The 21796-nt window shown below is 71.3% G+C and carries 26 protein-coding genes; 11 read left to right on the plus strand and 15 right to left on the minus strand.

The annotated features are described in order from the left end of the window. Window positions 1-64 precede the first annotated feature (64 nt). The gene (locus ACR3IO_RS01980; protein WP_434069480.1) at window positions 65-1303 is read left to right on the plus strand and encodes an MFS transporter; all 1239 of its coding nucleotides are present in this window, start codon (window positions 65-67) and stop codon (window positions 1301-1303) included. Here the strand turns inward: ACR3IO_RS01980 and ACR3IO_RS01985 are convergent. Then, window positions 1293-2096 carry a DUF1353 domain-containing protein gene (locus ACR3IO_RS01985; RefSeq protein ID WP_434069481.1) on the minus strand — a complete coding sequence of 268 codons (804 nt, stop codon included), beginning with the start codon at window positions 2094-2096 and terminating at the stop codon, window positions 1293-1295. The genes ACR3IO_RS01980 and ACR3IO_RS01985 overlap by 11 nt on opposite strands. A gap of 52 nt (window positions 2097-2148) precedes the next feature. Continuing rightward, entirely contained in the window at window positions 2149-3069 is a 921-nt protein-coding gene (locus tag ACR3IO_RS01990; protein WP_434069482.1) for an AEC family transporter, read from the minus strand. 160 nt (window positions 3070-3229) lie between these two features. Between ACR3IO_RS01990 and ACR3IO_RS01995 the strand changes: the two genes are divergently transcribed. Further along, window positions 3230-5668 (plus strand): phosphoketolase family protein, encoded by a 2439-nt coding sequence (locus ACR3IO_RS01995; protein WP_434069483.1) that lies wholly within the window; start codon window positions 3230-3232, stop codon window positions 5666-5668. A 39-nt stretch (window positions 5669-5707) separates the two neighbouring features. Here ACR3IO_RS01995 and ACR3IO_RS02000 read toward each other — a convergent pair whose 3' ends face one another. From ACR3IO_RS02000 to ACR3IO_RS02025, 6 genes are all read right to left on the minus strand, one after another. Then, window positions 5708-6697 carry an aldo/keto reductase gene (locus tag ACR3IO_RS02000; protein ID WP_434069484.1) on the minus strand — a complete coding sequence of 330 codons (990 nt, stop codon included), beginning with the start codon at window positions 6695-6697 and terminating at the stop codon, window positions 5708-5710. A gap of 149 nt (window positions 6698-6846) precedes the next feature. Further along, a complete protein-coding gene (locus tag ACR3IO_RS02005; RefSeq protein ID WP_434069485.1) occupies window positions 6847-7452 on the minus strand; it encodes a hypothetical protein in 606 nt (201 codons plus the stop codon). A 67-nt stretch (window positions 7453-7519) separates the two neighbouring features. Beyond that, window positions 7520-8398, minus strand: coding sequence for a PhzF family phenazine biosynthesis protein (locus ACR3IO_RS02010; protein ID WP_434069486.1), 879 nt, complete (start codon window positions 8396-8398; stop codon window positions 7520-7522). Window positions 8399-8488: 90 nt separating this feature from the next. After that, on the minus strand, window positions 8489-8929 hold the full coding sequence (locus tag ACR3IO_RS02015) for a VOC family protein (RefSeq protein WP_434069487.1): 441 nt from the start codon (window positions 8927-8929) through the stop codon (window positions 8489-8491). Between the two features lie 28 nt (window positions 8930-8957). Next, window positions 8958-9443 carry an SRPBCC family protein gene (locus tag ACR3IO_RS02020; protein ID WP_434069488.1) on the minus strand — a complete coding sequence of 162 codons (486 nt, stop codon included), beginning with the start codon at window positions 9441-9443 and terminating at the stop codon, window positions 8958-8960. Further along, entirely contained in the window at window positions 9440-9841 is a 402-nt protein-coding gene (locus ACR3IO_RS02025; protein WP_434069489.1) for an ArsR/SmtB family transcription factor, read from the minus strand. The genes ACR3IO_RS02020 and ACR3IO_RS02025 overlap by 4 nt, the downstream gene beginning before the upstream one ends. A gap of 161 nt (window positions 9842-10002) precedes the next feature. Between ACR3IO_RS02025 and ACR3IO_RS02030 the strand changes: the two genes are divergently transcribed. Next, a complete protein-coding gene (locus ACR3IO_RS02030; protein WP_434069490.1) occupies window positions 10003-10419 on the plus strand; it encodes a VOC family protein in 417 nt (138 codons plus the stop codon). Between the two features lie 190 nt (window positions 10420-10609). Here ACR3IO_RS02030 and ACR3IO_RS02035 read toward each other — a convergent pair whose 3' ends face one another. Continuing rightward, window positions 10610-11068 (minus strand): MarR family winged helix-turn-helix transcriptional regulator, encoded by a 459-nt coding sequence (locus ACR3IO_RS02035; protein WP_434069491.1) that lies wholly within the window; start codon window positions 11066-11068, stop codon window positions 10610-10612. A 139-nt stretch (window positions 11069-11207) separates the two neighbouring features. Between ACR3IO_RS02035 and ACR3IO_RS02040 the strand changes: the two genes are divergently transcribed. From ACR3IO_RS02040 to ACR3IO_RS02050, 3 genes are all read left to right on the plus strand, one after another. After that, window positions 11208-12446 carry an MFS transporter gene (locus ACR3IO_RS02040; RefSeq protein ID WP_434069492.1) on the plus strand — a complete coding sequence of 413 codons (1239 nt, stop codon included), beginning with the start codon at window positions 11208-11210 and terminating at the stop codon, window positions 12444-12446. A 56-nt stretch (window positions 12447-12502) separates the two neighbouring features. Then, the gene (locus tag ACR3IO_RS02045) at window positions 12503-13333 is read left to right on the plus strand and encodes an aldo/keto reductase (RefSeq protein WP_434069493.1); all 831 of its coding nucleotides are present in this window, start codon (window positions 12503-12505) and stop codon (window positions 13331-13333) included. A 153-nt stretch (window positions 13334-13486) separates the two neighbouring features. Beyond that, on the plus strand, window positions 13487-14194 hold the full coding sequence (locus ACR3IO_RS02050; RefSeq protein ID WP_434069494.1) for a type 1 glutamine amidotransferase domain-containing protein: 708 nt from the start codon (window positions 13487-13489) through the stop codon (window positions 14192-14194). 311 nt (window positions 14195-14505) lie between these two features. Here the strand turns inward: ACR3IO_RS02050 and ACR3IO_RS02055 are convergent, their stop codons facing one another. The 3 genes from ACR3IO_RS02055 to ACR3IO_RS02065 form a co-directional block, all read right to left on the minus strand. Next, window positions 14506-14853, minus strand: coding sequence for a zf-TFIIB domain-containing protein (locus tag ACR3IO_RS02055; RefSeq protein WP_434069495.1), 348 nt, complete (start codon window positions 14851-14853; stop codon window positions 14506-14508). A 257-nt stretch (window positions 14854-15110) separates the two neighbouring features. Further along, the gene (locus tag ACR3IO_RS02060; RefSeq protein WP_434069496.1) at window positions 15111-15317 is read right to left on the minus strand and encodes a cold-shock protein; all 207 of its coding nucleotides are present in this window, start codon (window positions 15315-15317) and stop codon (window positions 15111-15113) included. Window positions 15318-15417: 100 nt separating this feature from the next. Further along, window positions 15418-16485 (minus strand): fatty acid desaturase family protein, encoded by a 1068-nt coding sequence (locus ACR3IO_RS02065; protein ID WP_434069829.1) that lies wholly within the window; start codon window positions 16483-16485, stop codon window positions 15418-15420. A gap of 242 nt (window positions 16486-16727) precedes the next feature. On the opposite strand from ACR3IO_RS02065, the gene ACR3IO_RS02070 reads away from it, so the two are divergent. Next, entirely contained in the window at window positions 16728-17594 is an 867-nt protein-coding gene (locus ACR3IO_RS02070) for an NAD-dependent epimerase/dehydratase family protein (RefSeq protein WP_434069497.1), read from the plus strand. A gap of 115 nt (window positions 17595-17709) precedes the next feature. Here ACR3IO_RS02070 and ACR3IO_RS02075 read toward each other — a convergent pair whose 3' ends face one another. Beyond that, window positions 17710-17913 carry a cold-shock protein gene (locus ACR3IO_RS02075; protein ID WP_129520071.1) on the minus strand — a complete coding sequence of 68 codons (204 nt, stop codon included), beginning with the start codon at window positions 17911-17913 and terminating at the stop codon, window positions 17710-17712. 347 nt (window positions 17914-18260) lie between these two features. Here ACR3IO_RS02075 and ACR3IO_RS02080 point away from each other — a divergent pair, with 347 nt between their 5' ends. The 4 genes from ACR3IO_RS02080 to ACR3IO_RS02095 are packed head-to-tail and all read left to right on the plus strand — an operon-like array spanning window position 18261 to window position 20541. Continuing rightward, a complete protein-coding gene (locus ACR3IO_RS02080; protein WP_434069498.1) occupies window positions 18261-18800 on the plus strand; it encodes a VanZ family protein in 540 nt (179 codons plus the stop codon). Between the two features lie 38 nt (window positions 18801-18838). Next, on the plus strand, window positions 18839-19669 hold the full coding sequence (locus ACR3IO_RS02085) for a sulfite exporter TauE/SafE family protein (protein ID WP_434069499.1): 831 nt from the start codon (window positions 18839-18841) through the stop codon (window positions 19667-19669). Further along, the gene (locus ACR3IO_RS02090) at window positions 19666-20238 is read left to right on the plus strand and encodes a DUF2510 domain-containing protein (RefSeq protein WP_434069500.1); all 573 of its coding nucleotides are present in this window, start codon (window positions 19666-19668) and stop codon (window positions 20236-20238) included. Before ACR3IO_RS02085 ends, ACR3IO_RS02090 begins: the two co-directional genes overlap by 4 nt. A gap of 9 nt (window positions 20239-20247) precedes the next feature. Beyond that, the gene (locus ACR3IO_RS02095) at window positions 20248-20541 is read left to right on the plus strand and encodes a DUF1905 domain-containing protein (RefSeq protein ID WP_434069501.1); all 294 of its coding nucleotides are present in this window, start codon (window positions 20248-20250) and stop codon (window positions 20539-20541) included. Window positions 20542-20598: 57 nt separating this feature from the next. On the opposite strand, the gene ACR3IO_RS02100 is transcribed toward ACR3IO_RS02095, so the two are convergent. Together ACR3IO_RS02100 and ACR3IO_RS02105 are read right to left on the minus strand one after the other, a co-directional pair. Further along, window positions 20599-20778, minus strand: coding sequence for a hypothetical protein (locus ACR3IO_RS02100; RefSeq protein WP_434069502.1), 180 nt, complete (start codon window positions 20776-20778; stop codon window positions 20599-20601). A gap of 130 nt (window positions 20779-20908) precedes the next feature. Next, window positions 20909-21793: a MurR/RpiR family transcriptional regulator gene (locus ACR3IO_RS02105; protein ID WP_434069503.1), complete on the minus strand. Its 885-nt coding sequence runs from the start codon at window positions 21791-21793 to the stop codon at window positions 20909-20911. Window positions 21794-21796 lie beyond the last annotated feature (3 nt).

Here is a 21796-nt window from a genome sequence, read left to right on the forward strand (position 1 = left end):
ACGCAACGCCCGAGCGATCCGGCGGGGCTGCAGGCACGATGATTCAGTGGCAGGATTCTTTACCATGCCGCTCACCGCCACGAACGAGGTTCGCGCCGCCCGCTGGGCCCTGCTCGTGCAGTTCGCGCTGTTCGGACTCGTCATGGCGTCGTGGGTCAGCCGCATGCCCTCCATCCGCGAGGCGCTCGGCGTGGACGCGGCGCAGCTCGGCGCCCTCCTGGTGGTCGGTGGGGCGGGTTCGCTGACGGGCGCCCTGACGATCGGCGTGCTCGTCGCGCGCTTCGGCAGCCGCACGGCCCTGCTCGGCGGCACCGCGGGAAACGTGGTGGGCTTCGGCCTGATCGCCCTGGCCACCGAGAGCGGCGACGTGCGCCTCTTCATCGCGGGCGCCTTCATCAACGGCTTCTGCGGCGCCCTCGTCAACGTGCCCATCAACACGAACGCGGCCGAGGTCGAACGACGGCTCGGCACCTCGGTCCTGCCCCACTTCCACGCCTGCTTCTCGATCGGGGCCGCCCTCGGCGCACTGGTCGCGGCCGGGTTCGCGGCCGCGCACATCTCGATCACCGCGCAGATCCTCGTCGTGCTGATGGTCGTGACGACCCTCCGGCTCGTGCTGCTCCGGCCCGCCACCGCGCTCACCTTCCACGCGCCGATCACGACCGAGACGGGGTCGATCGCGACGGCCGAGACGAAGGACCGGCGCCGCGGCGCCGTTCGGCAGGCACTCGGCGCCTGGCTCGAACCACGCACCCTGCTGCTCGGCGTGGTGCTGCTCGCGGCCTCGCTCGCCGAGGGCACCGCGACGACCTGGCTCTCCCTCGCCGTGGTCGACGGCTTCGAGACGCCCGAGGCGGCCGGTGCCCTCGCCTACGGCTCGTTCGTGATCGCGATGACCGTGTTCCGCTTCCTCGGCACACCGCTCATCGACCTCTTCGGCCGGGTCGCGGTGCTTCGCGTCTCGGGCGTGGCGACCTTCACCGGCGTGCTCGTCTTCGTCTTCAGCCCGAGCCTCGCGACCGCCTGGATCGGCGTGCTGCTCTGGGGATGCGGCGCCGCGCTCGGCAATCCGATCGCCATCTCGGCGGCATCCGACGATCCGGCGGATGCCGGCCCGCGAGTGGCCGTGGTGACCTCCTTCTCGACGATCTCCTCGCTCGTGGCGCCGCCGCTGCTCGGCCTCCTCGCCGCCGAGGTCGGCGCGCGCAACGCGATGCTGGTCATCGCCGCGGTCGCCGTGGTGAGCTTCTCGGTCGCCTCGCAGGCTCGGCGGCGGCCCGCGCCCGTGCTGGTCAGCGGCTGAGCGGCGGCTCCGGCGGCACCCCGCCGGGCCCGGCGCCCGGCGCGACCGTCGGACGCAGGACATCGCCGGGGTCGCCGCCGGCGAACATCTCGACGACCGCCTCGATGAGCCGCAACGGCACGAGCGCCGCGACGTGCACCACCAGCAGCGGCCCGATCACCGCGAGCGAGCCCGTGAGCACCAGCACGAGCGGGGCGAGCGAGCGCCACGGCAGGCCTGCGAGCACCACGACGGGCAGCGCGACGAGCCACCACGGCTGCCAGAACGCCGCGACGGATGCCGCGAGCACCACGAGCGCGCCGAGCACCGCCTGCCCGACGAGCAGCGCTCCGGCGGCCCCGCCGAACTGGCGTTCCCGATCGGCCGCGACCCACGCCCACATGAGCCACGAGCGCAGCACGGGCACGCCCTGCTCGCGCAGTGCCGTTCGGAAGACGCGATCGTCGACGCGCCGCTGCGCGAGGGCGGCCCGGCGGTCGCCCAGCCGCGCGGCGGCCACCGAGCGCTCGTCGTGCAGCACGGCGGGCGCGGACTGGCGGCCGTAGCTCGCGATGAAGCTCCACATCCACATCGGCACGGACGCGAGGTCGGTGATGCCGGGCACGTCGGGTTCCCGCTCCCCCGGGGCGGGATCGGCCGACCCGGCGGGCCGCGCCGAGACGACGTAGCGTCGCCCGGTCACCGGGTCCAGGTAGGCGAACGGTGCGCGCACGTGGAAGCGGTAGCCGTCGGCGGGGCGCTGCGCGAGCAGGAGTTCGTCGAGGGGTCGTCCGTCTTCGGTGAGGAACGGCATGCAGTCTCCTTCGTCTGCCTGCCATCCTGCCCGCTGCCGGCGACCTGGTGCGTCAGCCGAGCAGGAGCGCCACGACGAGCAGCACCGGCACCGATGAGATCGTCGTGATGAAGACGGTGTCGCGGGCGACGACCTCGGCGGTCTCGTACCGCTGCGCGAAGACGAACACGTTCTGCGCCGTCGGCAGGGCGGCGAGCACGGTGACCGCGTAGAGGTCGATGCCGTCGAGGCCGAACACGAAGCGCCCGACGGCCCACGCGACGACCGGCATCAGGGCGAGCTTCAAGGCCGACGCGAGGAGCACGTCGCGGCGACCGGTGCCGGGTTCGAGCAGGCGCTGCCCGTGCAGCGACAGGCCGTAGGCGATGAGCATGAGCGGCACGGCGGCATGCCCGATGAGTTCGATGGGTTCGAGGACGATCGGCGGCAGCTCGACGCCCGTGACCGAGACGAGCACGCCGAGCAGCGAGCCGACGATGATGGGGTTCGTCAGCGTCGAGCGCACGATGGTCCACGCGGACGTGCGCCCCTCGACCGTCGCGCCGAGCACGGCGAGCGCGACGGGTGCGAACAGCAGCAGCTGGAGCAGCACGACGGGCGCGGAGTAGGCGGCGTCGCCGAGCATGTAGACGGCGATCGGGATGCCGAAGTTGTTGCCGTTCACGTATCCGGCCGCGAGCGAGCCGATCACCGTGCGTGGGACACCCCGCCGCCAGATCGCGAGCGAGATCGCCGCGAAGACGAGCATCATCGCGACGGCTGCGATCGCCGAGACCGGCAGCAACACCGAGAAGAGCGCTCCGACATCGCTCGTCGCGAGCACGGAGAACAGCAGGAACGGCGCGAGCACGTTGAAGTTCAACTTCGCGAGCACGGGACGCGCACCCGGGCCGAGCACGCCGAGCCGGGCGGCGAGCCAGCCGACGAACACGGCGAGCGCGATGACGGCGAACCCGGTGAAGATCTCGATCACGCGCGACGCCAGGTGGCCGGGGTGCTCCGCGCGTGGGTCATCGCATCGACCCTACCCGCGACGGATGCCGCCGGGGAACCGCCCCCGTGCGGGGCTGGTCCGCGGCGACCGTCCGACCTAGGCTCGAACCGCACGCGGAGTCGAACGGGGCGGGGAGACGATGTCCGGAGCAGGCGAGCAGACCAACGACCGAGACGACCGGCGGCACGCGGCATCCGTGCCGTTGGAGCTCGTCGACCGGTGGTGGCGGGCGGCGAACTACCTCAGCGTCGGGCAGATCTACCTGATGCGGAACCCCCTGCTCGACCGGCCACTCGACCGCGACGACATCAAGCCGCGACTGCTCGGCCATTGGGGCACCTCCCCGGGCCTCAACCTCGTGTACGCGCACCTCAACCGGGCGATCGTCGAGCGCGGAACCCCGATGCTCTACGTGTGCGGGCCCGGTCACGGGGGCCCCGCGATGGTGGCGAACACCTGGCTCGAGGGCACCTACTCCGAGCTGTTCCCCGACATCACCGCCGATCGCGACGGCATGCAGCGACTCTTCCGGCAGTTCTCGTTCCCCGGCGGCATCCCGTCGCATGCGGCACCCGAGACCCCTGGCTCCATCAACGAGGGCGGCGAGCTGGGCTACTCGCTCATGCACGCGTACGGCGCCGCGCTCGACAACCCCGGACTCGTGGTCGCCTGCGTCATCGGCGACGGCGAGGCCGAGACCGGGCCGCTCGCCACGAGCTGGCGCGGGCACGCGTTCCTCAACCCCGTCACCGACGGCGCGGTGCTCCCGATCCTGCACCTGAACGGCTACAAGATCGCGAACCCGACGCTGCTCGCGCGCATCCCCGAGTCCGAGCTCGTCGACTTCTTCCGCGGCAACGGCTACGAACCGCTGCTCGTCACCGGCGGATTCGACGACGAGGACCCGGCGCTCGTGCACGCGCGCCTCGCCGATGCCGTCGACGTCGCGCTCGAGCGCATCGACGCGATCCGGGCGGATGTCGCGACCGGCGCGTTCGACCGGAACGCCCCGCACTGGCCGGCGATCGTGCTGCGCACCCCGAAGGGCTGGACCGGCCCGAAGGTCGTCGACGGCGTGCAGGTCGAGGGCACCTTCCGCGCCCACCAGGTGCCGCTCTCGGGCGTGCGCGAGAACCCCGAGCACCTCGCGATGCTCGAGGCGTGGCTGCGGTCGTACCGGCCGGAGGAGCTCTTCGACGCCGACGGCCGGCCGGCCGCCGCGCTCGATGCCCTGCGGCCGCGCGGCGAGCTGCGCATGAGCGCGACGCCGCTCGCGAACGCCGGCGTGCGGCATCCGCTCGCCCTGCCGGACACGGCCCCGTTCGCGGTCGACGTGTCACCCGAGGCCCGCGGGGCGACGGATGCCGCGACCGCCGTCTTCGGCCGATGGCTCGCCGAGCTGCTTCGCACCAACCCCGACGACGCCCGCCTGTTCGGGCCCGACGAGGTGCTCTCCAACCGGCTCGGGGCGGTGTTCGACGTCACGTCCCGGGCCTGGGCGGGGGCGCTGGATCCGCTCGACGAGCACCTCGCGCGCTCGGGGCAGGTCATCGAGGCGCTCAGCGAGCACCTCATGCAGGGCCTGCTCGAGGGCTACCTGCTCACCGGGCGCCACGGGCTCCTCACGAGCTACGAGGCGTTCATCCACATCGTCGACTCGATGTTCAACCAGCATGCGAAGTGGCTGGAGTCGGCCGGCCACGTGCCGTGGCGGGGCGACCTCGCGTCGCTCAACTACCTGCTCTCGTCGCACGTGTGGCGCCAGGACCACAACGGCTTCTCGCACCAGGACCCCGGCTTCCTGAACGTCGTGGTCAACAAGCAGGCCGAGGTCGTGCGCGTGTACCTGCCGCCCGACGCGAACACGCTGCTCGCCGTGATGCGGCACGTCTTCGACACGACCAACCGGGTCAACGTCGTCGTCGCGGGCAAGCAGCCGCAGCCGCAGTGGCTCGGCGCCGCCGAGGCCGACGCGCACGTCGAGGCGGGCCTCGGCGTGTGGGCGTGGGCGGGCAACGAACCCGGCTTCGACGCCGCCGACCCCGCGGCATCCGCACCCGATGTCGTGCTCGGCTGCGCGGGCGACGTGCCGACCATCGAGGCGATCGCGGCCGCCCAACTGCTGCGCGAACGCCTGCCCGACCTCGCCGTGCGCGTCGTCAACGTGGTCGACCTGATGCGCCTGCAGGACCCGTCGCACCACCCGCACGGGCTCGACGACGCGGCCTTCGACGCGATCTTCACGCGTGAGGCGCCCGTGGTCTTCGCGTTCCACGGCTACCCGACGCTCGTGCACCAGCTCGCCTACCGGCGCACGAACCACCGCAACCTGCACGTGCGCGGCTTCATCGAGCGGGGCACGACGACGACGCCGTTCGACATGCTGCACCTGAACGACCTCGACCGGTACCGGCTCGCCCTCGACGTCGTCGAACGGGTTCCCGGGCTCGCCGGCCGGCCCGGCGTCGCCGACATCGCCGACGAGTGGCACGCCCTGCGCGCGGCGGCGCGCGAGCACGCGTACGAGCACGGCGAGGACCCCGAGTGGATCACCGGGTGGGCGTTCCGCGCCCCCTGATGCCGACGGTCGCCGCGATGGTGCTCGAGCAGGCCGCGCTCACCAGCGGCCGTGCACCTGCGCCCGGATGTCGCGCTCGTAGAGGTCGCGCACCGACGCGTCGAAGCCGGGCGGGAGTTCGAGCGAGCCCGCCGCCGCGTTCGCCCGCGCCTGGTCGGGGTTGCGCGCACCGGGGATGACCGAGCTGACGCCGTCTTGCGCGGCGACCCACGCGAGGGCCACCTGGGCCGGCGTGGCATCGGGAGCCGCGGCCCGCGCGAGCTCGCTGAACTCGGCCGCCGCGGCGACACCGGTCTCGTAGTCGACGCCCGAGAAGGTCTCGCCCACGTCGAAGGCCTCGCCGTGGCGGTTGAAGCTGCGGTGGTCGTTCGCGGCGAACACGGTGTCCTTCGTGTACCGACCCGTGAGCAGTCCGCTCGCGAGGGGCACGCGCGCGATGATGCCGACGCCGGCCTCGCGCGCGGCGGGCAGCACCTCGTCGAGCGGCTTCAGGCGGAACGCGTTGAGGATGATCTGCACGCTCGCGACGTTCGGCCGGGCGATCGCGGTGAGGGCCTCCTCGACCTTCTCGACGCTCACGCCGTAGGCGCCGATCGAGCCGTCGGCCACGAGCGCGTCGAGCGCGTCGAACACGCGGTCGTCGCCGTACACCGAGGTGGGCGGGCAGTGCAGCTGCACGAGGTCGACCGTGTCGACGCCGAGGTTCGCGCGCGAGCGGTCGATCCACGCGCGGAAGTGCTCGGCCGAGTAGTTCTCGTGCTCCTGGGGCAGGCGCCGGCCCATCTTCGTGGCGACCGTGACGCCCGAATCGGGGTTGGCGCGCAGCCACGTGCCGATGAGCGACTCGCTGCGGCCGTCGCCGTAGACGTCGGCGGTGTCGAAGAACGTGACGCCGGCCTCGTGCGCGGCGTCGAGCACGGCCAGCGCGTCGGCCTCGTCGACGTCGCCCCAGTCGGCGCCGAGCTGCCAGGTGCCGAGACCGATGACGGAGACCGTACGGCCGGTGCGGCCGAGGGTGCGACGCTGCATGAAGTCCTCCAGGTGCGATGTCGGATGCCGCGGCCGCGCGCTCCTCGAGCGCCCCGACCGCTCGTCGAGCCTAACGCCGGCCCGCGACATCCGCTCGGCCGTGCGGGCCGGCTCGTCGCGTCGTGCGCGGACCGCTCGAGCGGATGGCGTCAGCCGACCGCCTTGGCCGGATGGAACCGCGTGGCCGACCAGGCGTCGGCCACGGCACTGACCTTCGTGTCGTGCCAGCCGCTCTCGCGGAGCGCGCTGCGCACGGCCGTGTCGCGGGGCGCCGTGCTCTGCCGCCCCTTGCCGTGCACGACCCACACCGGTGAGGCCACGCCGCACTCGCGGAACCAGACGGGCAGGGACTGCAGCTCGTCGTGGTCGCGCACGACGACGACGACGAGCTCGGCCTCGAACGGCGGCACGCGCGTGGCGTCCGACAGTGCGACCTCGAGTTCGACGACGGGGAGGTCTCCGCGAACCGCGACGGTGCGCCCCGCCGCGATGCCGAGCTTCTCGGCCAGGCTCGGCGGCGCGGTCGTGAGCGCGTCGGCCCACGCCGACGCGGCGGCACCGAGCCGGAACCGGTACGTGTCGCCGTCGGCGACGAACGAGACGACCCCGTCGGACGCCTGGACGTGCGAGAGTGCGGACCTCGGGAGCCGCGCGCGGCGCTCACCCGAGACGTGCAACCCGCCCGACTCGAGGTGGAGCGTCACCGCGGCCAACCCCTCGTCGCTGATCCAGGTCGCTCTGGCTTGTCGTCCCATGCAGAAATCCCCCCGGTTCATGATCGTCTCCGGAGCCATCCGGCGCAATGCCCCCGAGCGGATGTCATCACCGAGTCGGGTCGATGCGACCCGACTCCGGCCGTGCGTGGTCGATCGACACGGCCCCGCCGCTCACGGTGATGCCGCCGGCCGCCGGGATGTCGACGGTCAGCTCTCCCGGTCGCCCCACGTGCCGGCCCTGCTCGATCACGACGCGGCCCGGCACGTCGACCGCGCCGAGGGCGCGCAGGTAGCCGCCGACGGATGCCGCGGCCGACCCGGTCGCCGGGTCCTCGGTGATGCGGCCGACCGGGAAGAGGTTGCGGGCCTCGAACCGTGCCTCGCCCAGCCGATGCAGCACGGTGATCGTCGCGGGCCAGCCCTGCTCGTCCATGTACGCGCGCACGTCGGCCGCGTCGAACGCGAAGCCGTCGAAGGCCGCGGCATCGTCGAGCACGAGCACGGGGTGCCAGTTGCCGGCGAAGGCGAGCCTCGGCGGCAGTGTCGTCGAGAGCGCCGACGCGTCGAGCCCGAGCAGGTCGAGCAGCCGGTCGACGGTGGCCTCTGGCAGGTCGGCGAGGTCGGTGTCGACGCTCGTGAACGCGGCGCGCGGACCCGCCGCTCCGGTCGTCGTCTCGATCAGGATGTCGCCGACGGGCGTCGCGAAGCGGATGCCGCCGCCGACACCCCGCTCGGCGAGCGCCACGGCCGTCGCCACCGTCGCGTGGCCGCAGAAGGGCACCTCGGCGATCGGCGAGAAGTAGCGCAGTCGGTAGGCGTCGCCGTCGCGGCCCGTGACGAACGCGGTCTCGGCGAAGTCGACCTCGGCGGCGATGGCCTGCATCTCGGCGTCGGTCAACGCGCTCGCGTCGAGCACCACGCCGGCCGGGTTGCCGCCGTCGGGCCGATCGGTGAAGGCGGCGTAGCGGAGGATCTCGGTCGTCATCCCTCGATGCTCGCACGTCGGCCGGGCGAGGACGAGCGGATGCCGCGACGCGGGCGTCAGGAGAGCGCCCGCGTCACGGCATCCGTCGTCTCAGGCCTCCTGCTCGGCGCCGAACCGCTGCCGGGCGTCGACCGGGATCAGCGGACGCTCGGCGCGGGCCGTGATCTGTTGCACGGCCCAGGTGTTGCCGTCGGGGTCGGCGAAGCCGAAGAAGGTGCCGCCGTCGCGTTCGTCGAACACCATGATCGGGCCCGCGTCGACGCCGCGCTCGACGAGCTCGGCGCGCGCGGCCTCGGCGTCGGCAACGACGAGCTGCACGCCGTGCAGCGCTCCCGGCGCCATGTCGTTCTGCGACGGCAGGTTGCCGATGACGATCGAGCAGCCCGAGCCGCGGGGTGTGAGCTGCGCGACGTGCATGTGCTCATTGGTGGTCTCGTGGTCGAGTTCGAACCCGACCTGGTCGCGGTAGAAGGCGATCGAGCGGTCGAGGTCGCTGACCGGCACGATGACGACTTCGAGGGTCCAGTCCATGGCGTGCTCCTGTCTCGGGCGGCGTGCGTCAGTCGGTGAGCAGGGCCTCGAGGCGCTCGAAGCCCTCGCGCACGCCCATCTCCATGTTCGAGGCGATCATGCCGTCGCGGGCCTCGAGGGTGGGGTACGCCGAGTGGATGCGGACGCGCGAGCGCCCGTCGCCGAGGTCCTCGAAGGCGATCGACTCGATCGCGACGACGTCGGGGTAGCCCTCGAACTCGAAGGTCTGGATGGCGAACTCGTTCTCGCGCACCGAGTGGAAGGTGCCGTTGAACGCGTACGCCTCGCCCTGGGGGTCGACGTGCACGTAGCGGTATCCGCCCTGGGGCACGAAGTCCCAGCGCTCGATCTGCATGTCGTAGCCGTTCGGCCCGAGCCACTGCTTGACGAGCTCGGGGTCGCGGTGCGCGTTGAACACGGCGGCGACCGGGGCGTCGAACTCGCGCTCGATGTCGATGAAGGGCAGGCCCTCGGGGGCCGTGATGGTGACGGGGTTGTTCGTGGTGGTGGTCATGATCTCTCTGCCTTGCGTGCGGGGTCGACGGTGGCGTCGGCCCCGGATGGTGCGGCATCCGTGCCGCTGGTGGTGGCGAGCAGCGCATCGAGTGAACGGAACTGCTGCTCGTGGATCAGCCGGTAGCGGTCGATCCACGCGGTGAGGGCTTCGAGCTGTGCCGGCGCGAGGTGCACGGGACGACGTTGCGCGTCGCGCGTTCGCGTGACGAGCCCCGCGTGCTCGAGCACCTGGATGTGCTTGGACACGGCCTGCTTGGTGATCTGGAAGGGTTCGGCGAGGTCGTTGACGGTCGCCGGACCACGGCTGAGCCTCGCGATGATGCCGCGTCGCACCGGGTCGGCCAGGGCCATGAAGGCCCGGTCGAGCCGGTCGTCGGCACTCGGATCGAGGATCATTCGCGTATGCAACCTTCTGTTTGATCAACTGATTGATTGACTAAAGAGTACGACGACGCACGGCCGCCGTCAAGCCTTCGCGAGAATCCCTCGCATCTTCGCGGCATCCGGAGCAGAATCGACGATGGACCACCTCGACCGACGACGATCCGGAGGATGCCATGCCCGTCACGCTGAACCCCTACCTCAACTTCCGGGGCAGCGCCCGCGAGGCGCTCGAGTTCTACCACGCGATCTTCGGCGGCACGCTCAACATCAGCACGTTCGCGGACTTCCAGGCCTCCCAGAACCCCTCGGAGGCCGACCTCGTCATGCACGGCCAGGTCGACGGCGCCGACGGCATCACGATCATGGCCGCCGACGTGCCGCAGCACATGGAGTACCAGGGCATCTCCGGCGTCTCGGTGTCGATCTCGGGCGACGACGACGCGAAGATCCGCGGCTACTGGCAACAGCTCTCCGAGGGCGCGAACGTGCAGCAGCCGCTCGAGGTCGCACCGTGGGGCGACGCGTTCGGCATGCTCGTCGACCGGTTCGGCGCGAGCTGGCTCGTGAACATCTCGGGCGCCGCGGCGTAGGAGCCGCCGCCATCGGGCGCCGCCAGTGCCGCGCGACGGAATCGGCGCGCCGTCATCGTGCGCGCGACGGCGACCGCGATTCAGGCAGACGCGCGCGACTCAGGCCGAATCGCGCGAGAACGTCCTGAGCCGGCGACGTTCGCCTGAATCCCGGATGCCGCGCCGCACCGCGCCGCGCGCGTTTTCGAGCTCAGCTCGCAGCCACCGGCAGCCCGGCGCCGTGCAGCGCCTCGACCACGGGGGCGAGTTCGGGCTGCGCCTGCGCCTCGCCGAGCACGCGCTCGAGCGTCTCGTCGTGGATGGGCCTCGCCCGCTCGTAGAGCGCCCGGCCGGCATGCGTGAGCTCGGTGTAGATGCCGCGCCGATCGTCGGCGCAGAGCACGCGCGTGAGCAGTGATCGGTCTTCGAGGCGGTTCACGAGCCGGGTGGTCGCGCTGGGGCTGAGCGCGGTCGCCCGCGCGAGCTGCTGCATGCGCATGTGCCAGCCGTCTTGACGGCTCAGGGCGTCGAGCACCGTGTACTCCACGACCGAGAGATCGACGGATGCCGCGAGCGCCCGCTCGAGTTCGCTCTCGATGAGGCCATGCAGTGCGGCGAGCGTGCGCCATCCGTGCGCGCGCACCTCGACCGCGTCGTCGGCGATGCCCATGTCGTCTCCCGGAGGTCGGTCTGCGTGTCGATGCGAAAGTAGTTGCTTGCGCTAGGTAATTGCGTGTGCAACTATTGACCCTGCGTTCGCAATAGTCGGCGCTTGCAACTACTTCCCCAAGTGTACAGGAGAACCTCGCATGCCAATCGGACTGCTCGCCCTCGCGATCGGAGCCTTCGGCATCGGCCTGACCGAGTTCGTCATCATGGGCCTGCTGCCCGACCTCGCCGCCGACTTCGGCGTCTCGGAGGCCGCCGCCGGCTGGTTCATCTCGGGCTACGCCCTCGCCGTCGTCGTCGGAGCCCTCGTGCTCACCGCCGCCGCCACCCGGCTCCCCCGCAAGCCCGTGCTCATGGGCCTGCTCGGGCTCTTCATCGCCGGCAACGCCATCTCGGCGCTCGCACCGACGTACGAGGCCATGATGGCCGGCCGCATCGTGGCCGCCCTCTGCCACGGCGCGTTCTTCGGCATCGGCGCGGTCGTCGCCGCCGACCTCGTCGCCCCCGAGAAGCGCGCGGGCGCCATCGCGATCATGTTCACCGGGCTCACCGCGGCCAACGTGCTCGGCGTGCCGTTCGGCACGTTCCTCGGGCAGCAGTTCGGCTGGCGCTCGACGTTCTGGGCCATCTCGGTCATCGGCGTCATCGCCCTCATCGGCATCGCCGTGCTCGTGCCGAGCCTCCGATCCGACGCCCGCCCCGCCGGCGCCGCCGCACCGAGCCTGCGCCGCGAACTGGGGGCGTTCCGCTCCGGGCAGGTCTGGCTCTCGCTGACCGTCACCGTGCTCGGCTTCGGCGGCATGTTCGGCGCCTTCACCTACATCGCGTACACGCTCACCGAGGTCAGCGGATTCGCCGCGACCGATGTGCCGTGGCTGCTCGTGCTCTTCGGCGCGGGCCTCGTGGTCGGCAACTGGATCGGCGGCCGCCTCGCCGATCGCTCGATCGACGGCACCCTGCTCGGCTTCATCGCGGCGCTCGTCGTGGTGCTCGCGCTGTTCGCCTGGCTCGCGGCATCCCCGGTGGCCGTCGTCGTGCTGCTGGTGCTCATGGGCGGATTCGGCTTCGGCACCGTGCCCGCACTGCAGAGCCGGGTCATGCGCTACGCCGACCAGGCGCCCACGCTCGCATCGGGTGCGAACATCGCGGCCTTCAACCTCGGCAACGCGCTCGGCGCCTTCGCCGGCGGCATCGCGATCTCCGCCGGCCTCGGCTACACCTCGCCCATCTGGGTCGGCGCGATCATCACGGCCGCCGCACTCGTCGTCATGGTGGTCGCATGGGCCACGGCGCGGGCCGGCGCACCCGTGGCCGACCGAGCGGATGCCGCGCCCCGACCGACGACCGCCACCGGGTCGCTCGCGACATCCGCTCACTGACACGCCCCTTCGAACCACCACCCGAACCCCGAAAACCCCGTCCCGGAAGGACCCGCATGACCACCGTTCCCACCATCACCCTGAACAACGGCGTCCGGATGCCGCAGCTCGGCTTCGGCGTCTTCCAGGTGCCCGACGACGAGACCGTCGCGGCCGTCGCCACCGCGCTCGAGGTCGGCTACCGCAGCATCGACACCGCCGCCGTCTACGGCAACGAGGCGGGCGTCGGGCGCGCGATCGCCGAGTCGGGCCTCGCTCGTGACGAGCTGTTCGTGACGACCAAGGTCTGGAACTCCGACCAGGGCTACGACCAGACCCTTCGTGCCTTCGACGCGAGTGCCGCGAAGCTCGGGCTCGAGCAACTCGACCTCTACCTGATCCACTGGCCGACGCCCGACCGGGGTCGCTACCTCGACACGTGGCGCGCACTCGAGCGGCTGCTCGCCGAGGGGCGCACCCGCGCGATCGGCATCTCGAACTTCGAGCCCGAGCACCTCGAGCGACTCATCGCCGCGAGCGGCGTCGTGCCCGCCGTCAACCAGGTCGAGCTGCACCCCGCCATGGCGAACCGGGCCGTCATCGCGGCCGACGCCCGCCACGGCATCGCGACCGAGGCGTGGAGCCCGCTCGCGCAGGGCGCCGTGCTCGGCGAGGCATCCGTCACCTCGATCGCCGAGCGCCACGGACGCACGCCCGCACAGGTCGTGCTGCGCTGGCACCTGCAGCAGGGGCGCATCGTGATCCCGAAGTCCGTCACGCCGCACCGCATCGCCGAGAACTTCGACGTCTTCGGCTTCGAGCTCGGCGCCGACGAGCTCGCCGCGATCGACGCGCTCGACCGCGACGGGCGCACCGGACCGCACCCGGCCGAGTTCCACGCCGCCTGAGCCGCGCATCCTCGCGCGACGCACCCCACCTCACCCCCAACCTCACCCCACTTCAACTCACTTCAACTCACTTCACCTCACTTCACCTCACTTCACCTCACTTCACCTCACTTCACTTCACTTCACTCCACGAGAACCGAACGGAACACCGCAATGAGCGACATCCTGATGATCGTCACCGCCGCCACGAGCCTCACCATGAAGGACGGCACCGAGCACCCGACCGGCTTCTGGGCCGAGGAGCTCGTCACCGCCCACCGCGACCTCGTCGCGGCCGGCCACGCCGTGACGTTCGCGACGCCCGGCGGCGTCGCCCCGACCGTCGACCCCGGCAGCCTCGACCCGTCGCAGACCGGCGGCGAGGAGCGGGCTCGCGAGTTCGCCGACCACCTCGCGTCGATCGCGGGCGAGCTCTCCTCCCCCGTCGCGATCGCCGACGTCGAGGCGTCCCGCTACGCCGCGGTCGTGCTGCCCGGCGGCCACGGCCCGATGGCCGACCTCGCGTCCGACGCCGCGACCGGCCGCGTGCTGGTCGCCGCGAACGACGCCGGCGCCGTCATCGCGCCGTTCTGCCACGGCCCGGCCGCGCTGCTCTCGGCGAACCTCGCCGACGGCTCCTTCGCGTTCGCGGGCCGCCGCCTCACGGTCTTCACCGACGAGGAGGAGCGCACCGGCGGAACCGGCGAGAACACGCCGTGGTTCGTCGAGTCCCGCCTGCGCGAGCGCGGCGCCGTCATCGAGTCGGCCGCGCCATGGAGCGACCACGTGGTCGTCGACGGCAACCTCATCACCGGCCAGAACCCGCAGTCGAGCGCCTCGGTCGCCCGCCGCGTGGTCGAGGCGCTCGCCCAGCGCGCCTGACCGGCTCCGCGTCGGCGGCGCGCCCGCCCGGCGCGGCTGACCCTGGTCGTACGCGTCGTTTGACCGGGCACCTCGGTCGGCAGGGCGCGCACCCGGCTCAGGCGAACGCGCGCGGCTCAGGCCGAATCCCGCGGAAACCTCCTGACCCGGCGTCGACTGCCTGAGCCGCGGCCGTGGTGCGGCCGTCGTGCGGCCGTCGTGCGGCCGTCGGGCGGCCGTCGCCGGCCTCGCAGACGACGGATGCCGCGGCGCCGCGCTCGTCATGAGCGCCGCGCCGCGGCATCCGGTCGTGTGCAAAAGCCGGGGTCGACTCAGTCGAAGAGCTCGGACAACCAGTTGTCCTTCTTCTTCTTGCGATAGCCGCCCTGGTCGCCGTACCCGCGGTTGTCGTACCCGCGGTTGTCGTAGGACTGCTGGCCGTACGCTGGCTGCTGGTACGCCGGCTGCTGCGGCGGCGGCTGGTACGCGGGCTGCGCCGGCGCTGCGGGTGCGGCCGGGGCTGCGGCGGGGGCCGCACCGAAATCGCCTGCGGCTCGTTCGATGATCTTGTCGAGCTCACCGCGGTCGAGCCACACACCACGGCACGTCGGGCAGTAGTCGATCTCGATGCCGCTGCGCTCGCTCATCACGAGCACGGCTCCGTCATTGGGGCACTGCATGGGGGCTCCTCGTTCAGGGTTGCAAGGGGTCGACGCGAGCCTAGGCAGCCAAGCTCCGAAGACGCCCAGACCACTCGGCGCGCACCCGCCATCGGCGCTCCAGGCGGCGTTCGCGCGAACGCCACCGTGCCATGCGGCGGGCGGTTCGCCCGGAAACGAGAACGAGCGGATGCCTCGGCGCACACCTCACGAGGAGGCGGGCGACCGTGGCATCCGCTCGTCGACCGGCGCGAGGCGCCGATCACTGTGTGCGAGAACTACGCGATGACGCGGATGTTCTCGGCCTGCGGACCCTTGGGTCCGGCGGCGGTGTCGAATTCGACCTTCTGGTTCTCGTCGAGCGAGCGGTAGCCGTCTGATGCGATCGCGCTGAAGTGCGCGAAGACGTCAGAGGTGCCGTCGTCGGGAGCGATGAAGCCGAAGCCCTTGTCGGCGTTGAACCACTTGACGGTTCCGGTAGCCATGTTGTATTCCTTCATTCATTCCGCCCCACCGAGGTGAGTGCGGTGTGCACGGCCTGGCCGTGCGGGTTCCGGTTGCGATGTCCGCGACCGGAAGTCTTGGTCACACCCGACGGAACTGGTTCACCATCGGGCAGTCGAACGGGTCGCGTGCCGCGAGGCCGACCTGGTTCAGGTATCGGATGACGATGCCGTACGACTGCGCGAGCGTCGTCTCGGTGTAGGGCACGCCCATCGTCGCGCAGTGCTCGCGCACGATCTCGCGCGCCTTCGCGAGGTGCGGGCGCGGCATGTTCGGGAAGAGGTGGTGCTCGACCTGGTAGTTGAGGCCGCCGAGGAGCGTGCTCGCCCACAGTCCGCCCGAGATGTTGCGCGAGGTGAGCACCTGCTTCGAGAAGAAGTCGAGCTTCGAGTCGGCGGGGATCAGGGCCATGCCCTTGTGGTTCGGCGCGAAGGACGCGCCCATGTAGACGCCGAACACGGCCATCTGCACGCCGATGAAGGCGAACGCCATGCCGAGCGGCAGCACCCAGAAGAGCGCACCGAAGTAGACGATGAAGTGCACGGCGATGAGGCTGAGCTCGATCCAGCGACCCTTGACCGGGCGGCGCTCCATGAGGGTGGCGACCGAGCGCCCGTGCAGGTTCAGGCCCTCGAGGGTGAGCAGCGGGAAGAACAGGTAACCCTGCTTGCGCGTGATCGCGGCGAGCAGGCCCTTCTGCTTCGCGGCATCCGTCTCGGTGAACGAGATGGTGTCCCACTCGATGTCGGGGTCCTTGCCGATCTTGTTCGGGTTCGCGTGGTGACGCGTGTGCTTCGTCATCCACCACGAGTAGCTGATGCCGACGACGCCCGCGGCGAGGATGCGGCCGACCCGGTCGTTCGCCGGGCCCGACTCGAGCACCTGGCGGTGGGACGCCTCATGGGCGAGGAACGCGAACTGCGTGAGGATCAGGCCGAGCGCGCCGGCCATGAGCAGTTGGAACCACGAGTCGCCGAGCAGGATGAACCCGGTGATCACGCCACCCAGGGCGAGCGCAAGCACGGTCACCAGCGCGGCGTAGAACCAACGGGTGCGGGCCAGGAGGCCGGACTCGCGGACGACTCGGGAAAGGGCGGTGAAGCTGCGCGTGACATCCGCAGAACCGGTGCGGGGCTTCGTAGCCCGAATCGCACCGAGGGTTTCGGTGTGAGTGATGATCGTTCCCAGCTGGTCATCGACTTCCCAGCCGCGGGTCACGGGCGAACACCCGTTGAAGATGCCTCGAACGTTATGGCCTCAGCATGGGAACGGGCTGGGAAAAACAGCGTAATATATGCCGCTTTCGGCATCCTTCGTCTGCGTTTCGCCTCCGGAAGGAGCCGGTGTCGGATCCGGGTGCGGCGCCGCACCTCGACTGCGAGACTGATCGCATGCGCATCATCGTCACCGGAGGATCCGGCAAGCTCGGCCGCACCGTCGTCAAGACCCTCGGCGAGGAGGGCCATGACGTCGTGAACCTCGACCAGGCCGGCGAGCGCGGCAGCGTCGTGCGCGTCGACCTGACCGACTACGGACAGGTGATCGACGCGATCGCCGGGGTCGACGACCGGCACGACGGGGCCGACGCCATCGTGCACCTCGCGGCGATCCCCGCCCCCGGGCTCGCGAGCGACGCCGCCACGTTCCGGAACAACATGCTCGGCACGTTCAACGTGCTGCAGGCCGCGAAGCGACTCGGCATCACCCGCATCGTGACCGCCTCGAGCGAGACCGTGCTCGGCCTGCCCTTCGACGTGCCGCCGCCCTACATCCCGGTCGACGAGGCGTACCCGGCGCGGCCCGAGTCGACCTACTCGCTCGTGAAGCACCTCGAGGAGACGATGGCGATCGAGCTCGTGCGCTGGAATCCCGAGCTCTCCATCACGGCGCTGCGCTTCTCGAACGTCATGGACCCCGAGGACTACGCCGCGTTCCCCGCCTTCGACGCCGATGCGATGCTGCGCAAGTGGAACCTGTGGGGCTACATCGACGGCCGCGACGGCGCCCAGGCCGTGAGCCGTGCGCTGGCGGTGGCGCAGCCCGGTTTCGACCGCTTCATCATCGCCGCGGCCGACACGGTCATGTCGCGACCGAACGCCGAACTCGTGGCGGAGGTGTTCCCGGGCGTCGAGGTTCGCGGCGACCTCGGCGTCAACACGACGCTGCTCTCGATCGACAAGGCGCGCCGGCTGCTCGGCTTCGAGCCCGCGCACTCCTGGCGCGATCATGTCGAGGCGGATGCCGCGTCCATTCCGTGACACCCGGGGCGTCCGGATGCGGCATCCGGGCGCCCGCTGGAATACCCGGTGGAATGACGAACGCCGCCGCCCACCGAAGTGGAGCGGCGGCGTTCGTTGATGCGAACGTCGCGGATCAGAGACCGCGGATGTTCTCCGCCTGCAGACCCTTGGGGCCCTGGGCGACCTCGAACTCGACCTTCTGGCCTTCTTCGAGCGAACGGTAGCCGTTGCCCGTGATGGCGCTGAAGTGCGCGAAGACGTCGGCCGAGCCGTCGTCGGGAGCGATGAAGCCGAAGCCCTTTTCGGCGTTGAACCACTTGACGGTTCCGGTTGCCATACTGCTGTCCTTCTGTCTTGCGGGCCGCACTTGCGGACCCGATGCGATCGGTGTCGATCGCGACCCCGACGACACGGTGCCGTCAGAGAGGGGGCGAGGGGCGGGGTGCACTCGGCATCCGCCGTCTCGTATCGGGTCATGCCACGCGGAACAGTCCGCCTCCGGGCAATCAGTTTGAGCTACGGGCGAGCGCCCGCTTGATGGAGGAATCGTCCGGCTAGCCTATCGGTTTCCTCGCGGCTGTACAGACTACGTGATGAGTTCGTGATAAGCGAATCCCTGAACGAGGTCTGGGAACATGCTCCGGATCGCAGACGGAACGGCCCGAATCGGTGGAGAATCGTCGCATGAACCGCCGCCCCCTGCGATTCGCCGCCGCCGTGTACGCCGCCGGCGTGCTCTGGCTGACCATCGGCCCGGCACCCTGGAGCACCGACGGGCACGAGGTCGACGGCGGCATCCTGAACATCGCGGCGTGGACCTCCACCAACACCTGGTCCACCGGCTACATCAGCGAGATCGCGTTCAACGTGCTGCTGTTCGTCCCCGTCGGGGTCGTGGCGGCGCTGCTCATCCATCGTCGACGCTGGCCCGTCGCGCTCCTGGCCGGCTTCGCCTTCACGGCGTTCATCGAGATCGTGCAGCTCGTGCTCCCCGACCGGGTCTCCGACCCTCGCGACCTCCTCCTCAACACGCTCGGCTCGACCATCGGCGTCGGACTCGTGATGGCGGCCCGCGGCGTGCGACGCTCGGGCGCGGTCGCCTCCGCTGCGGCGATGCCGCTCGAAGCCGACGCGGCCGCGGCCGCGGCGGCACTGGAGTCCGCTCCGGCCGCACCTCGGGCGACGTTCGACGAGCTCGTCTCGGCGGGCGATCGCGCCGCCTGAGCCTCGGCCGCCGCGCCGACGCCGACTACAGTTGGCTGGTGCCTTCCGCGACCCCGCCCGACGCCAGCACGGCGCGGCGTGGGCCCTGGGTCGGCCTCGCGCTCGTCGGTGCGGCGGGCGGCCTGCTCTCGGGTGCGTTCGGCGTCGGCGGCGGCATCCTCATGGTCCCGCTGCTCATCGTCTTCGCCGGCATGGACCAGCGGCGCGCGACCGCGACCTCGCTCGCCGCGATCGTGCCGGCCTCGATCGCGGGCTCGATCACGTACCTCGTCAACGGCGAAGTCGATCTCGTCGCCGCCCTCTTCGTCGCGATCGGTGGCGTGCTCGGATCATGGATCGGCACCTGGCTGCTGCGTCGGCTCCCGCTCGTCTGGCTGCGATGGCTGTTCATCGCGCTGCTCATCGGCATCGCCGCACGGATGCTGCTCCTGGTGCCCGCCCGCGGCGGCGGGCATGTCGGGCTGGACCTCCTGCCCGACCTCGCGCTCTTCGCGCTCGGCATCGGCGTGGGCATCGCGTCGGGGCTCTTCGGCATCGGCGGCGGCGCGATCATGGTGCCCGCGTTCATGGCCTTCTTCGGCATGGGCGACCTCATGGCCAAGGGCACGTCGCTCGCCGTGATGATCCCGACCGCGATCAGCGGCACCGTCGCCAACTCGCGCGCGAAGCTCGTCGACCTCCGCGAGGCGCTCATCGTCGGGGTCGCCGCGACCATCGCCTCGTTCGGCGGCGTGGGCATCGCCTTCCTCCTCTCCCCCGAGTGGTCGGCGCGCCTGTTCGCCGCCTTTATCGTCATCGCCGCCGTGCAGCTCGCGGTGCGCGCGATCCGACTCCAACGACCCGCCCGAGCCCCGGAAGGTGAACGATGACCGAGCGACGCGCCGCCGGCTGGTACGACGACGAGGCGGATGCCGCCGTGCTGAGGTACTGGAACGGTGCGTCCTGGACGCCGCACACGACCCCGCGCTCCGTCGACGAGCCCTCGGGTCCGGTCGCCGTCGCCGTGGTCGACGCCGTCGCCGACACCGGCTCCGCTCCGACCATCACCTCGGCCTCGGTGCCGGGGTTCGCCTCCGCCCCGTCGTTCACCTCGATGCCGTCGAGCCCGACGCCGCCGGCGTTCGGGTCCGCGACGCAGCCCGCCGAGTTCGTCTCCGCGACGCTCCGGATGCCCCCCGCCGCGACCGCCCCGGCCGCCCACGTCGTCACGCCGTCGGAGCACACCACGGTGCCGCTTCCGCCGAACGACGCCGGCACCGCGGCATCCGCCCCTGCCGGAGGGCCGCCGGCCGCGGATGTCGAACGATCGCACCGCCGTCGCGTGCTGTGGACCATCGCCGGCGTGCTGATCGGATTCGGCCTGCTGGTCGTCGTCGCCGCCGGCATCGCCATCGCGAACCTCGCCGCGAGTCTCTTCGCCGTCGGCGGCCTCCGCTAGCCTGCCCGCATGCGCTTCGAGTTCGCGGCCCCGCTCTGGGAGTGGGCCTCACAGGCCAATTGGTTCTTCGTGACGGTTCCCGAGGAGATCTCGGCCGACATCCGCGAGATCCCGCGCCCGCCACGCGGGTTCGGGTCGGTGCGCGTCCGCGTGGCCGTGGGCGGCTCGACGTGGTCGACGTCGATCTTCCCGGAATCGAAGGTCGGGTGCTACATGCTGCCGATGAAGAAGGCGGTGCGCGTGGCCGAGGGCCTCGTCGAGGGCGGCGACGTGACGGTGTCGCTCACCGTGCTCGACCTCTGAGACCGCGACGGTCGAGGCCACGACCGCCGAGGTCGCCCGAGCGACCCGGCTCGTCGGTCAGGCCATGAGGTCGCGGAGGAGCTCGCCCCACTCGAAGCCGCATTCGCGGCAGTCGAAGAGCGGGTCTCCGCCACTGAGGGTGATGGTGTCGGCCACGCGCACGGCCTCCGAGCCGCAGCGCGGGCAGAGCTCGTCGGCCATCTCGGGCACCAGGGTCTGCTGCATCTGCTTCGTCATGGCTGACACGGTACGCGCGGCCTCCGACAACGCTCGTCGCACACGCCCGCGCCGCCCGATGGCCCCGGCCGGCCGAACCGCCGGGTCCGTCGCCGCGACCGCGGGGTGCGTGCGCGACTCGGTTCGCGACTCAGCCCGTGGTGCGGCGCCGGGAGCCGATGCGGTGACTCGCCGTGACCTCGCGCGTGCGGCGCAGCGGAGCGGCGACGTCATCGCGGCGCTGCGCGATCCGCACGAACAGGAAGTCCACGAGTGCGAGCTGCGCGATGCGGCTCGACATGGCGCCCATGCGATAGGTCGACTCGCGGGCGCGCGTCGTGAGCACGAAGTCGGCGAGCTCCGCGAGCGGCGAGTCTGGGGAGTTCGTGATCGCCACGGTGGTCGCGCCGGCGTCGCGCGCGACCTCGAGCGTGTGGTGCGTCTCGGCCGTGAGGCCGGAGTGCGAGATGCCGATCGCGACATCCGTCGGCTTGCGCAGCGCCGCACTCACGAGCGCGAGGTGCACGTCGACCGAGCACGCCGCCGAGATGCCGATGCGGCCGAGCTTCTGCTGCAGGTCTTGAGCGGTGAGCCCGCTCGCGCCGAAGCCGTAGAGGTCGACGTGGCCGGCCCCGACGACGGCCTCGACGACCTGGTCGAGCACGACGGTGTCGAGCCCCTTCACGGTCTGCTCGATCGCGAGCACCTCGTGGAAGGCGATCTTGGCGACGACGTCGGCGGCGGAGTCGTCGGCGCCGATGTCCGAGTCGGCGAGGCCGAAGCGGTCGCGTTCGGCCTCCTCGCGGCTGAGGGCCCCTGCGACCTCCATGCGGAACTCGCGGTAGCCGCTGTACCCGAGGGTCTGGCAGAACCGGGCGACCGTGGAGAGCGACGTGCCGCACACGGTCGAAAGCTCGGTGATGGTCAGGTCGACGACGATGCCCGGGTCGGCGATGATCGCCTCGGCGACGCGGGCCTCGGCCGAGCTGAGGCGCGGCAGGGCCTGGCGGATCTCCGAGAGCACGTTCGCCGACATCAG

Source organism: Agromyces sp. Marseille-Q5079 (assembly GCF_051016555.1).
Classification (GTDB): domain Bacteria; phylum Actinomycetota; class Actinomycetes; order Actinomycetales; family Microbacteriaceae; genus Agromyces.

Excerpts from the sequence above, each read along its gene's own strand:
- ACR3IO_RS01980 (WP_434069480.1), top strand. The coding sequence starts at position 65 with ATGCCGCTCACCGCCACGAACGAGGTTCGCGCCGCCCGCTGGGCCCTG.
- ACR3IO_RS01985 (WP_434069481.1), bottom strand. The coding sequence starts at position 2,096 with ATGCCGTTCCTCACCGAAGACGGACGACCCCTCGACGAACTCCTGCTC.
- ACR3IO_RS01995 (WP_434069483.1), top strand. The coding sequence starts at position 3,230 with ATGTCCGGAGCAGGCGAGCAGACCAACGACCGAGACGACCGGCGGCAC.
- ACR3IO_RS02000 (WP_434069484.1), bottom strand. The coding sequence starts at position 6,697 with ATGCAGCGTCGCACCCTCGGCCGCACCGGCCGTACGGTCTCCGTCATC.
- ACR3IO_RS02005 (WP_434069485.1), bottom strand. The coding sequence starts at position 7,452 with ATGGGACGACAAGCCAGAGCGACCTGGATCAGCGACGAGGGGTTGGCC.
- ACR3IO_RS02010 (WP_434069486.1), bottom strand. The coding sequence starts at position 8,398 with ATGACGACCGAGATCCTCCGCTACGCCGCCTTCACCGATCGGCCCGAC.
- ACR3IO_RS02015 (WP_434069487.1), bottom strand. The coding sequence starts at position 8,929 with ATGGACTGGACCCTCGAAGTCGTCATCGTGCCGGTCAGCGACCTCGAC.
- ACR3IO_RS02020 (WP_434069488.1), bottom strand. The coding sequence starts at position 9,443 with ATGACCACCACCACGAACAACCCCGTCACCATCACGGCCCCCGAGGGC.
- ACR3IO_RS02025 (WP_434069489.1), bottom strand. The coding sequence starts at position 9,841 with ATGATCCTCGATCCGAGTGCCGACGACCGGCTCGACCGGGCCTTCATG.
- ACR3IO_RS02030 (WP_434069490.1), top strand. The coding sequence starts at position 10,003 with ATGCCCGTCACGCTGAACCCCTACCTCAACTTCCGGGGCAGCGCCCGC.
- ACR3IO_RS02035 (WP_434069491.1), bottom strand. The coding sequence starts at position 11,068 with ATGGGCATCGCCGACGACGCGGTCGAGGTGCGCGCGCACGGATGGCGC.
- ACR3IO_RS02040 (WP_434069492.1), top strand. The coding sequence starts at position 11,208 with ATGCCAATCGGACTGCTCGCCCTCGCGATCGGAGCCTTCGGCATCGGC.
- ACR3IO_RS02045 (WP_434069493.1), top strand. The coding sequence starts at position 12,503 with ATGACCACCGTTCCCACCATCACCCTGAACAACGGCGTCCGGATGCCG.
- ACR3IO_RS02050 (WP_434069494.1), top strand. The coding sequence starts at position 13,487 with ATGAGCGACATCCTGATGATCGTCACCGCCGCCACGAGCCTCACCATG.
- ACR3IO_RS02055 (WP_434069495.1), bottom strand. The coding sequence starts at position 14,853 with ATGCAGTGCCCCAATGACGGAGCCGTGCTCGTGATGAGCGAGCGCAGC.
- ACR3IO_RS02060 (WP_434069496.1), bottom strand. The coding sequence starts at position 15,317 with ATGGCTACCGGAACCGTCAAGTGGTTCAACGCCGACAAGGGCTTCGGC.
- ACR3IO_RS02070 (WP_434069497.1), top strand. The coding sequence starts at position 16,728 with ATGCGCATCATCGTCACCGGAGGATCCGGCAAGCTCGGCCGCACCGTC.
- ACR3IO_RS02075 (WP_129520071.1), bottom strand. The coding sequence starts at position 17,913 with ATGGCAACCGGAACCGTCAAGTGGTTCAACGCCGAAAAGGGCTTCGGC.
- ACR3IO_RS02080 (WP_434069498.1), top strand. The coding sequence starts at position 18,261 with ATGAACCGCCGCCCCCTGCGATTCGCCGCCGCCGTGTACGCCGCCGGC.
- ACR3IO_RS02090 (WP_434069500.1), top strand. The coding sequence starts at position 19,666 with ATGACCGAGCGACGCGCCGCCGGCTGGTACGACGACGAGGCGGATGCC.
- ACR3IO_RS02095 (WP_434069501.1), top strand. The coding sequence starts at position 20,248 with ATGCGCTTCGAGTTCGCGGCCCCGCTCTGGGAGTGGGCCTCACAGGCC.
- ACR3IO_RS02100 (WP_434069502.1), bottom strand. The coding sequence starts at position 20,778 with ATGACGAAGCAGATGCAGCAGACCCTGGTGCCCGAGATGGCCGACGAG.
- ACR3IO_RS02105 (WP_434069503.1), bottom strand. The coding sequence starts at position 21,793 with ATGTCGGCGAACGTGCTCTCGGAGATCCGCCAGGCCCTGCCGCGCCTC.